The 10,464-nt window shown below is 35.0% G+C and carries 7 protein-coding genes; 3 read left to right on the top strand and 4 right to left on the bottom strand.

All coding sequences use genetic code 11. From position 1 onward, the window contains the following. Positions 1 to 223: 223 nt before the first annotated feature. Both BZG01_RS19855 and BZG01_RS19850 read left to right on the top strand, forming a co-directional pair. Positions 224 to 1,498 carry a M28 family metallopeptidase gene (locus BZG01_RS19855; RefSeq protein ID WP_101311588.1) on the top strand — a complete coding sequence of 425 codons (1,275 nt, stop codon included), beginning with the start codon at positions 224 to 226 and terminating at the stop codon, positions 1,496 to 1,498. A gap of 7 nt (positions 1,499 to 1,505) precedes the next feature. Next, complete coding sequence (locus BZG01_RS19850) at positions 1,506 to 1,958, top strand: hypothetical protein (protein ID WP_101311587.1); 453 nt, start codon at positions 1,506 to 1,508, stop codon at positions 1,956 to 1,958. Positions 1,959 to 2,444: 486 nt separating this feature from the next. On the opposite strand, the gene BZG01_RS19845 is transcribed toward BZG01_RS19850, so the two are convergent. Further along, complete coding sequence (locus tag BZG01_RS19845) at positions 2,445 to 5,078, bottom strand: DUF5686 family protein (protein WP_101311586.1); 2,634 nt, start codon at positions 5,076 to 5,078, stop codon at positions 2,445 to 2,447. Between the two features lie 401 nt (positions 5,079 to 5,479). Here BZG01_RS19845 and htpG point away from each other — a divergent pair, with 401 nt between their 5' ends. Further along, complete coding sequence (htpG, locus tag BZG01_RS19835; RefSeq protein ID WP_101311584.1) at positions 5,480 to 7,531, top strand: molecular chaperone HtpG; 2,052 nt, start codon at positions 5,480 to 5,482, stop codon at positions 7,529 to 7,531. A gap of 823 nt (positions 7,532 to 8,354) precedes the next feature. Here htpG and BZG01_RS19830 read toward each other — a convergent pair. The 3 genes from BZG01_RS19830 to BZG01_RS19820 form a co-directional block, all read right to left on the bottom strand. Then, entirely contained in the window at positions 8,355 to 8,828 is a 474-nt protein-coding gene (locus tag BZG01_RS19830) for a hypothetical protein (protein ID WP_101311583.1), read from the bottom strand. 11 nt (positions 8,829 to 8,839) lie between these two features. Continuing rightward, positions 8,840 to 9,766 (bottom strand): C40 family peptidase, encoded by a 927-nt coding sequence (locus BZG01_RS19825; protein ID WP_101311582.1) that lies wholly within the window; start codon positions 9,764 to 9,766, stop codon positions 8,840 to 8,842. Between the two features lie 120 nt (positions 9,767 to 9,886). Further along, positions 9,887 to 10,459: a hypothetical protein gene (locus tag BZG01_RS19820; protein ID WP_143470964.1), complete on the bottom strand. Its 573-nt coding sequence runs from the start codon at positions 10,457 to 10,459 to the stop codon at positions 9,887 to 9,889. Positions 10,460 to 10,464 lie beyond the last annotated feature (5 nt).

The raw sequence follows: 10,464 nt of genomic DNA, 5'->3' as shown, positions 1-10,464 counted from the left end.
GGATTTAGGTTTGTTTAATATGTCGAATAAATATGTACTGTTACAAAATTAATTTGAAATCGCCGTATACGAGAGTACGTACGGTGGTGTGAGAGGGCGAGGGAGTAATCCCTCTACCTACTCGATTCTTGAAAATTAACGTTTTTATCGAATAAGCGGGAAAGCTTAATTTCCTTAAACGATCTTTTGCTAATTTTAGGCTCAACCTTAAAACAGACAAGAAATGATAAAAAGAATTACTCTGTTCGCAAGCTTTGGACTGGCATGCCTTGGTGCTTTTGCACAGGATATGAATTACACCAGACAATTGGTGGAAAAGTTAAGCTCGGAAGAGTTTCACGGACGCGGTTATGTGAATAAAGGAGACAGCATTGCAGCAGTTTATTTGGCAACAGAGATGAAAAGTATTGGATTAAAAGGCTTTTCGGATAATTATTATCAGTCATATGCCACTTCGATCAATACCTACCCAGCAAATCCTAAATTGATTTTAGACGGCAAAGAGTTGGTGGACGCAAGTGAATATATTGTGAATCCAAACACAAAATCGTGCGTTGGAGAATCTGAATTAATATGGATTACGAAGGATGTTTTAACAAATTCCCGTGTGCTGGGTGATTTTATGAAGAAAGATCATTCCAATTCCTTTTTGGCTATTGATTCTACCGGATTAAATAATAAGGATTTGTATAATTTTGCGCAAAGCATGTTAAAAAAGAATGTGTTTGATGCAAAAGGGATTGTTCTGATTGATGGAAAATTGAAATTCTCCGCACGAACACAAACTGTTGTCTATACAACCTTCATGGTAAAGCCGGATGTGATTTCCTCGGATGCAAAGAAGATTACTTACGATATAAAAAGCGAATTTATTGAAGAGTATCAAACGCAGAATATAGTTGGTTATTTGCCAGGAAAATCGGACACATGTATTGTTTTTTCGGCACATTACGACCATTTAGGACATTTTGGTGATAATATGTATCCGGGGGCAAACGACAATGCAAGTGGAGTTGCAATGGTTTTGAATTTGGCAAAGCATTTTAAATCCTTAAAAAAGAAGCCTAACTACACATTGGTTTTTGCGTTGTTTAGTGGAGAAGAAGCTGGATTGCTTGGCTCGAAATATTATGCTGAAAATCCTTTGGTTTCATTAAGCAAAACCAAAATCAATCTTAATTTTGATATGGTGGCAACTGGTTCGGAAGGAATATTTGTTATTAACGGGAAAATGGTTCCTGAGGAAATGGCGAAATTCGAGGCAATTAATAAGGAGAAAGAGTATGTGTTTAAGATGTTTGGAACAGGAGAATCATCTTCTTCCGATCATGCATCCTTTCACGAGAAAGGTGTAAAAGCAGTTTTCTTTTATACGCATGGCGATAACTCCGATTATCATGAAACAACCGATACTGCCGATAAATTACCTTACACACAGTTCGAAGGAATGTTTAAATTGGTGAGAGATTATACTAACGGTAAGATAACTCGTAAATAATTGTGATATGAGAAGTATATTTGTATGCATTCTTTCTATATGTTATTCTTATTCTATTTATGGGCAAGAGCCACCTAAATATAAACTTAATGATATAATGAATCCTAAGCTCCAAGATGCAATTGGAGTTGATTTACTAAGCGAGGAACAAAAAGATTATTTGTTGTTTTTTTGTGATTCAATGTTTAAAAAAGGCTATTACAAAGGGTATGCTGAAGCTGCTAAAACGTCTCAAAGCCCCGATGTGATAGAAACTAGAATAAATGGAGAATTTACTGGATGGGAGGGCGAGACTGTCGTGAAATTGATAAATGGAGAGATTTGGTTACAGCAAGATTATCAAATAGACTATAAATATCTTTTTAGTCCAGAAATATTGATATATAAATCTAGCTCAGGAGTATTTAAAATGAAAATTGAAGGTGTAGAAAAATCTGTTATTGTTAAAAGGTTAAAATAGATAGTGAGTTTTTGTCGTTGGAAAAATCCATGGGTAAAAACACTCTCCACGATTATTTTGCTGCATATTCCGTTGGCAAAATGCCCTCCGGCAGTCATAGTTGGGGAAATCCACGTGGCAAAATGCTCTCGACAATAAAAGTTGAGGAAATCCACATGGCAAACTGCTCTCGATGATTGTTTTACTGCTTTTTCCGTTGGCAAATTGCCTTTTGTGGAAAAAAGTTGGACAAAACTATGTGGCAAATTGCTCTCGACGACCAATGTTGGGGAAATCCACTCGGCAAAATGCTCTCGACGATCAGAGTTGACCAAAACCACGTGGCAAACTGCTCTCGACGATTGTTTTACTGCATTTTCCGTTGGCAAACTGCTCTCGACAATAAGGCTTGATTAAAACCATCGGATAATTGTTCTTTACTGTTTAATAAAACCACAAAAGCTGACAAGATTCTAAGATCTGTCAGCTTTTGTGATAAAAGATTAGTTACAAGTTAAATTTTAATTTAATTCCAGTATCCCGGTGGTGCTTGCCATCAAAACTCCAAACAACTTCTACGTCCAGCAAAAGGAATATTTGCGACAAACTGTAACCAACTTCCCAATAGTTCTTTTTGTCAGCATGAGTTAAGTAATTGGCAAATAATTTCTCCTGAATGGCCAATGAATTGTTCAGTATTGGCAATCGTTTTAACAGAAATCGATCGGATGTGTATTGAATATGTGCTTCCAAATAATCCTCGGTAGTAGAGTGCTGGTAAAAATCCAGTAATCGGAAAGTATCCCATTTGTTCGCAAACATAAGTACTGGTTTGCTGGTGTTAAAATGGCGGTAATCAGCAAAGAAAGTCTTGTTGTTGGTAAGGAAACTTCCAGCTCGGGCACTATAGTTTATTCGATCGTTAAAACCTATATCAAATGCTTGCTTTACCGAGGCTTCCAGTAAAGAATAGTCGGTTTCCGAATCGAGCACATCGCTAATTCCCTGTTTGTAAAGCAAGGAGAAAACTGGTTGGGAATGGTAATTGACCATGTCCTTAACACCTTTCTTTATGGAATATCGATGGCGAGGGGTGTATTCTAATTCGGCTGTAAAAGTGAAAGCTTTATTGTCTCGAATCAATTCTGGATTTACTCCTGCTGGGATATTGGGAGTGTAGGCATTCTCTTTCGGACCCGTGAAATAGAATTTATTGGTGTTGTATAATTGTTTTCGGTTGGCATACTCCAATTCTGTATGGAGATTTAATCCATTTGCCAGATCGGTTTCATGCCAGATATTCACATAGTTTTTGTCATACAGTTTTAAGTGATTGTCCTTATAGTATAATGAAGTCATAGCATTCAGCATCGGATTAATACCTGAGTTTTCATTGAAATCAACCGCTTTACTTCCTCCTTTAAAACCTATCCAAGCACGTTTCATACCGTTGTAACGATACCTGCTGCTTAATGAATAATCGAGATGCTTTCGGGAGAAGGCATAAGTGAAATCAGGTGATAAATCGAAATAATGACCAATGGTATCCTTTTTAGTATATCTGAAAGGTGCATTAAATGTAAAACCCTGAACCGTGTTGTAGGAAATCTTATCGAAGGCAAAAAGGCATGGAATCGTGAGTGAAGAATTTTCTTCTTTGTACTGATACGTTTTTCCAAACAAAACATGTTTGAATTTAAACTTTCGATTAGCCTGACGAACAGAATCTTTGTATTCAGGAGTGTTACGAACAATTTCGATCGAATCCTTTTTTGTGAAACTAATCTTTTCATCTTCCGATAGAGGAATGGGTCTCATCTGAGTCCAGTACAAGGAATCTTTATCTTTGGCATCTTTAGCAATTTTCAGCTTTTCGATTTTAATTTCCAGTGGTTCTTTTACCTTCTCTGAACGCTTTTCCTGATTTTCTTTTTCCATCAAGCGGTACAACTTTCGCATCTCCGCATTATTCATATCGTCCTTTTCCAAAAGATTTTGGATTTCATCTTTCCGCTTTTTTTCTTTAACAGACAGAACTTTTGAATCTTGCTGGTTGGTTACTTCCTTGATGCTTTCAGCTTCCTGCTTTAAAGCCAGTTCCTGTTGTTTTAGGTAATCATGATCCAAATCTGGATTTAATACAATTTTATAATCTTTAATGGAAGCCACATATATCATATTCATGCCAAATCCCATGCCTTTAAAATTCACATCAAAGTCGAAGCTTACCGGCATCCATACACTTTCGCTAACAGGAGCGTACAATTGATGCATGTGCACATCGGTCATTGGAAGATTGAGTTTTAAATCAACAGAATGGATGTTCCAGAAATTTTCGGCGATGTTTAAGAAACCTCGAAACAAATCTTTCCCTTTTCGTTTGGGCGTTACCTTTATTCTGTTGATCATTCTTCCCTGATCTTCAAAAACCGATTCCAACTCAAATTTGTAGACGGAAAATGCGGTTTTATCCAAAGGGGAAATGAATCCATCTTCTTTGGTATCGTATAAGTTCGCGGTAATAAACTGCATTGGGTTGGCCTCTTCACCTAAACCCGATGAACGAACCGATATTACTTCCTCCTCAATTTTATCGGGCAATTCGAAGTGAATTTTTGATATGTTTTCCGTTACAAAGGTCTTGCCTTCTGTAATATCTTGTTCTGCCAATTTCTTTTTAAAAAGCCGAGGAACACTGGTAATCTTTCCCGATCCTTTCAAGTAAACCGTATTGTCGTACTCACTAACCTGCTTAGTATAATAATCGCCCATTGCAATTGCTTTTCGCATTACATAGCAGGCAGGATCTTCACCGCTGGCCAATACTTTTACTTCTTTTAGCTGATAAGTTTGAGGCGCAAGAGCAACATTCATTTCCACATCTTTGTTGTTGATGCTCACCTTTACATTTTTGGTTTTAAAACCCAAATACCGGTATTCGAGCTCCCATTCGCCTTTGGGGAGGTCTAATTGATACTGTCCGTCGATATTTGAAGTCGTTCCGGTAGCCAGCATTTTTATGTAGATATTGGCAAAGGGAATGGCATTGCCATCCGTATCGGATATTGTACCTGTAATTTGTTGTGCGTTGCTCAGTAAGGAGCATAAGAGTAGTAGGGAGCTAATTGTGAATTTGATCATATTTTGTTTTTGGTAAGACTAAGACGATTGAAAGTTTTAAAAGGATACAATGGAATTTTAATTGGCTGATATTGCTTCCTTTTGAGGAATGTAAATTTATCAGGAAAATATAATATAAAGTTAAACAGCAGTTGCGTTTTATAATTTTTTAACAAAAAGGAATAGTATTTAATATGCTTTGTCAAGTGCCAGTATACAATTATCAGTAATATGACGCCAAATGGCGATGTGTTGCAGCTAAGAATTATGTACTTTATTTGTCGTTTAATTTGAGAAGAACTGACAGTATTCTGAAATTTTTTCTTGTTTCCTGTCTTATTGACAGAAAATTTCTCTTGGCATAGGCTTTGACTATTCCACATTCGAAAAATTGTAATTCAAAATTTTAAAACGATATAACTATGTCAACAGGAAAAATTGGTGTTACCAGTAACGATCTGTTTCCAATTATTAAGAAGTTTTTGTACTCAGATCACGACATCTTTTTGCGTGAAATTGTTTCAAATGCAGTTGATGCAACTCAGAAATTGAAAACTTTAGCTTCCTCAGGAGAATTTAAGGGGGAAGTAGGAGAATTAAGAGTTTCTGTTAGTATTGATAAAGAAGCAAAGACGATTACTATTTCCGATAATGGTATTGGTATGACTCAGGAAGAGATTGAAAAATACATCAATCAGATTGCTTTTTCGGGAGCGGAAGAATTCATGGATAAATACAAAGATCAGGCGAATGCCATTATTGGTCATTTTGGATTGGGTTTTTACTCTTCGTTTATGGTATCCGATAAGGTGGATATTGTTACTCTTTCGCACAAAGAAGGCGCCGAAGCAGTAAAATGGAGTTGTGAAGGAAATCCTGAATATACTTTGGAGAAAGTAGAAAAAGCTGACCGGGGAACTGATATTGTAATGCACATTTCGGAAGAGGAAGAAGCCTTTTTGGAAGAGAGCCGTATTCAGGAATTGTTGAACAAATATTGTAAGTTTTTACCTGTAGAAATTGCTTTTGGAAAGAAAAAGGAATGGAAAGACGGTAAGAATGTTGATACTGATGAGGACAATATTATTAACGATACAAATCCTGCATGGACAAAGAAACCTGCAGATTTGAAAGAGGAAGATTACAGCGATTTTTACCGTCAGTTGTATCCAATGGGTGAGGATCCATTGTTTCACATTCACCTGAATGTTGATTATCCTTTTAATCTGACCGGTGTGCTGTATTTCCCAAAAATTAAAAACAGCGTTGAAATTCAAAAGAACAAAATTCAATTGTATTGCAATCAGGTATTTGTTACCGATTCGGTAGAAGGAATTGTTCCTGAATTCTTAACCATGCTTCATGGTGTGCTTGATTCTCCGGATATTCCATTAAACGTATCTCGTTCTTACTTGCAAAGTGATGGTAATGTGAAGAAAATTGCCAGTCATATTTCTAAGAAAGTTGCCGATAGCTTGAATGATATTTTCAAGAATGACCGTGCAGATTTCGAGAAAAAATGGGATGATTTACGCATTTTTATTCAGTACGGAATGTTGACTGAAGAGAAATTTTACGATCGTTCTAAAAAATTCATGTTGTTCAAAAATACCGAAGGAAAGTATTTTACAATGGAAGAATATGAGGCGATTATCAAGGAAAATCAGACCGACAAAGATAGTAATATCATTACCTTATATGCTACTGATGTAGATGCTCAGTACACTTACATTGAGGCTGCGAAAGCAAAAGGATATGATGTTTTGGTGATGGACAGTCAGTTGGATAATCACTTGATTAACCATTTGGAGCAAAAAACACCAACTACAAAATATGTTCGTGTTGATTCAGATATCATCGACAAATTGATTCAGAAGGATGAGGTAAAAGCATCGAAGCTTACCGAGGCTCAAAGAAATGATTTGATTCCTGTTTTTAATTCTCATTTGCCATCGGGGAAAGTAAACTATATTGTAGCTTTCGAATCGTTAGGAGCAGATGCACAACCATTACTGATTACTCAATCGGAATTTATGCGTCGTATGAAAGATATGGCTGCTATGAATGCAGGAATGGGTTTCTATGGTGAAATGCCTGATTCTTTCAACTTGGTAGTGAACTCCGATCATGCTTTAATTGCAACTATTCTTGCTGATAAGGATGCTAAAATGGGAGAGAAGCTTGCTGAGGTTTCAGCAAAATTGACACCAATTTTGGAGGAAAGAGCCCAATTGGATGCTTTGAAAAAGGACAAGAAAGAAGACGAAGTTCCTCAGGAGGAAAAAGATAAAATGGCTGAGGTTCAGAAGCAAATTTCTGCGGTGAATGCTGAAAAAGAAGCATTGCTAAAAGGATATGGAAAGGACAATCAATTGGTGAAACAATTAATCGACCTTGCATTGCTTGCCAACAACATGTTGAAAGGTGCTGAGTTAGCAAAATTCGTAAAACGAAGTGTTGATATGATTAAGTAATTGATCGTTCATACAATATAATTTGCAGCCGGGCCTTAGGGTTCGGCTGTTTTTTTTTTATTCTTGATTGGCTTTTCCAGCAAATAGAAAGTCGGTTCAGTACAGTTCTTCTACAGCTGAGATAATAATTTGCCTTGTATTTTCTTTTTTGCTGATTGAAAAATCAATATTCAATTTTGAGAAACGGATACAATTGGTGTTCGGAATGATTTTTTAATTTCGAAAATGGCCACAGTCTTCCGAGTGATGATGTTTTAATTTCGAAAATGGCTACAGTCGTCCAATGTGATCATTTTTCAATTTCGAAAATGACCACAGTCTTCCGAGTGACGATTTTTCAATTTCGAAAACGACCACAGTCCTCCGAGTGATGATTTTTCAATTTCGAAAATGGCTACAGTCATCCGAGTGATCAATTTTCAATTTCGAAAATGACTACAGTCGTCCGAGTGATGATTTTTCAATTTTGAAAATCGCTCAAGTCATTGAATGAGGATGTTTCACTAAAAAGAGGGTGGGGCAATGGCTGATTTTGGAAATTTATTTAATTCTGGCAATTGAAGTGCTTGTTGTTTTGCACTATTCTATCAGCACCTGTATAAAGCATATTTAGCTAATGAAGATTTATCGGAGCAAAAAAAAGCCCTAAAAGGGCTTTTCGATATTTAGTCTATTTTTTAGTTTTCTTCTTACGGTACGGTTTCTTATTCTCCATGAACTTTTTCATTTTTCGCTATGGCCTTCTTATAAAAACTGGTCTAGTTCTAAGTACGATTCTAACCAGTACCATATGAATACAAACTAGGATCAGAAACATTGCACACTATCCTGCAATGCCAGCAAATTCAACGTATACTTTATTTTTATTTTTAGTTAATTTGTACATAGTATTGGTCTCGGAATAATAAATTTCACCATCATCTTCAAATTTTTCTCTATCCAAAATATCTAAAAAGATAAATTCGTTATATTCTTTTTTATCATGTTTTAATCTAAAAGAATCAAAATCCTCTTTTTTTAGTTCCTTTTTCAGATTATCAAGATCTTTTTCATCAAAAACAAAGGGTATATTATTTTCTATTTCGGATGTAACAATATTTCTAAAAAATGAATCTAATTTTTCTATATCGTCTTGGGTAAAATAATTTTCTTGCTCCTCAATAAAACTATGTTTATCATCTTGCAATTCATTTTTATTAATCTCCTTTTTAACAGGTTGAGATTGCTCAATGTTTTTTGTGTTATGACAAGCAATTAATAAAAAGAAACTAAATATTAAAATCAATTTTTTTTTCATTACTCTATAATTTATCTGGTAGATTTATAATTACCATCAGCATCCTGTTCTATTTCAGGAAGGTCAAATGATTGTATTTTATATTTTTTAGGTTTCATAATAGAAAACTCTTTACCTATACTAACAGTTCCATATTTTATTTGTTGTGTTCCAGATTTTCCAGACCCTTGATTTCCACCAATATACACGTATTTATTTAGTTTTGAGTTTTTACCAGTTATAAAAGCGGTATGCGAATAACTCAGGGTTATAACAGCTCCTACAAAAGCTTCACATTCCTCGCCATCAGCCCAACCATCGACACCTTTCTTTATATTAGTTTTTGTACTCCCAAGAGGTGTCCAATCAAAAGCCGCACCATTGCCTTTAGAATTGATATTTTTATATTCATCTACTTGATTAAAACACCAATTTACAAAAGAAACACACCAAGCTGTAGCATGATTCCATTCATTACTTGTTCCCTTATGCGCAGGTGCATAAGTTGTACTCATATGGTAATGATTTTTAATTCTTTCTTTTAATGGAGATTGATCTTCATTGATCCCTTTGTATTTTGCATATTCCTGAAAAAGAAACTCCATCCACGGCGCTTCCCTCTCCGTAATCCTCCTCATCTGCTCCACAAAAGCCACAGGGTGAAAATGGGTAACCACTGGGTCATCTATAGGGAATGGGCTTAATGGAATTTCTTCTTCCTTTTTATCGCCATAAGCCATTCGCTCGTAGACCCATTTTCCTAATTTGTAGATTAGATATTCCCCCATAATAATCGGAGAACTCATAAGGGCACCATTCACAAATTTAGTTCGGTAGCTACTTTTTCGAATTTCGACACCTTCCCAAATTTCTAAATCGGGCACTTTTGCTTTTAGAGCATCTAAACGCTCTTGTTTTATTTCATGTATTACTACAAATTTTACATTTGATTTCCACAACAAGAAAAAGCCACAATTATAATAAGTGTGACTTTGACTTTTGTACTTAAATGAAAAAGGTTCTTAGATTGTGGTTCGATAGATAATTATATAGTGCAAGTATATGTGCGTTATAAAAATCTACTCTTTTACCTCATAAAAATCACCATTATTGTTAATACGATAATTATTAGTGTATTTTTTAATTTCATCATCCGTTTTTTCTTCGGTATCGATACGAATTAAATAATCTGAAGATATTTCAAAATATTTTTTTTTATAATCCCCTTCGTCACCTGGTTCAGACCAATTTTTGGTGACATCTAAAGCTTTAGATAAATTAATTCTACCTGATTTAATTACGGATAAATAATACATAGTGTTCTCATCTCCATATAAAATATGAATGACAACATTAAATTCTTTATAATCTGGTAAAGAAATAAAAGCATCATCACCTCCGTTATTAAAATATTCCTTAATATCATATTTTTTAATAGCATCCTCACTCGATAATATATTTCTATCTGAAAATATACTATTTGTAACTATTACATCATCTGTGTTTTTTTCATTTGTTTTAGTACTCGTTTCCTCTACTGCAATACTATCACATTTTTCAATAATAGATTTTTTATTATTTTTCACACAACTAAATAAAAATAGAATTGTAAACAAATAACAACAAATCCGTATACTTAATATATTTTTCATATTAA

This window comes from Labilibaculum manganireducens, assembly GCF_002843385.1.
In the GTDB taxonomy this organism is placed as follows: Bacteria; Bacteroidota; Bacteroidia; order Bacteroidales; family Marinifilaceae; genus Labilibaculum; species Labilibaculum manganireducens.
This window is presented reverse-complemented; position numbering and strand designations above follow the sequence as displayed.

Bases quoted from the DNA above. Each gene is read 5' to 3' on its own strand.
- BZG01_RS19855 (WP_101311588.1), top strand. From the start codon at position 224: ATGATAAAAAGAATTACTCTGTTCGCAAGCTTTGGACTGGCATGCCTT.
- BZG01_RS19820 (WP_143470964.1), bottom strand. From the start codon at position 10,459: ATGAAAAATATATTAAGTATACGGATTTGTTGTTATTTGTTTACAATT.
- BZG01_RS19850 (WP_101311587.1), top strand. From the start codon at position 1,506: ATGAGAAGTATATTTGTATGCATTCTTTCTATATGTTATTCTTATTCT.
- BZG01_RS19845 (WP_101311586.1), bottom strand. From the start codon at position 5,078: ATGATCAAATTCACAATTAGCTCCCTACTACTCTTATGCTCCTTACTG.
- BZG01_RS19830 (WP_101311583.1), bottom strand. From the start codon at position 8,828: ATGAAAAAAAAATTGATTTTAATATTTAGTTTCTTTTTATTAATTGCT.
- htpG (WP_101311584.1), top strand. From the start codon at position 5,480: ATGTCAACAGGAAAAATTGGTGTTACCAGTAACGATCTGTTTCCAATT.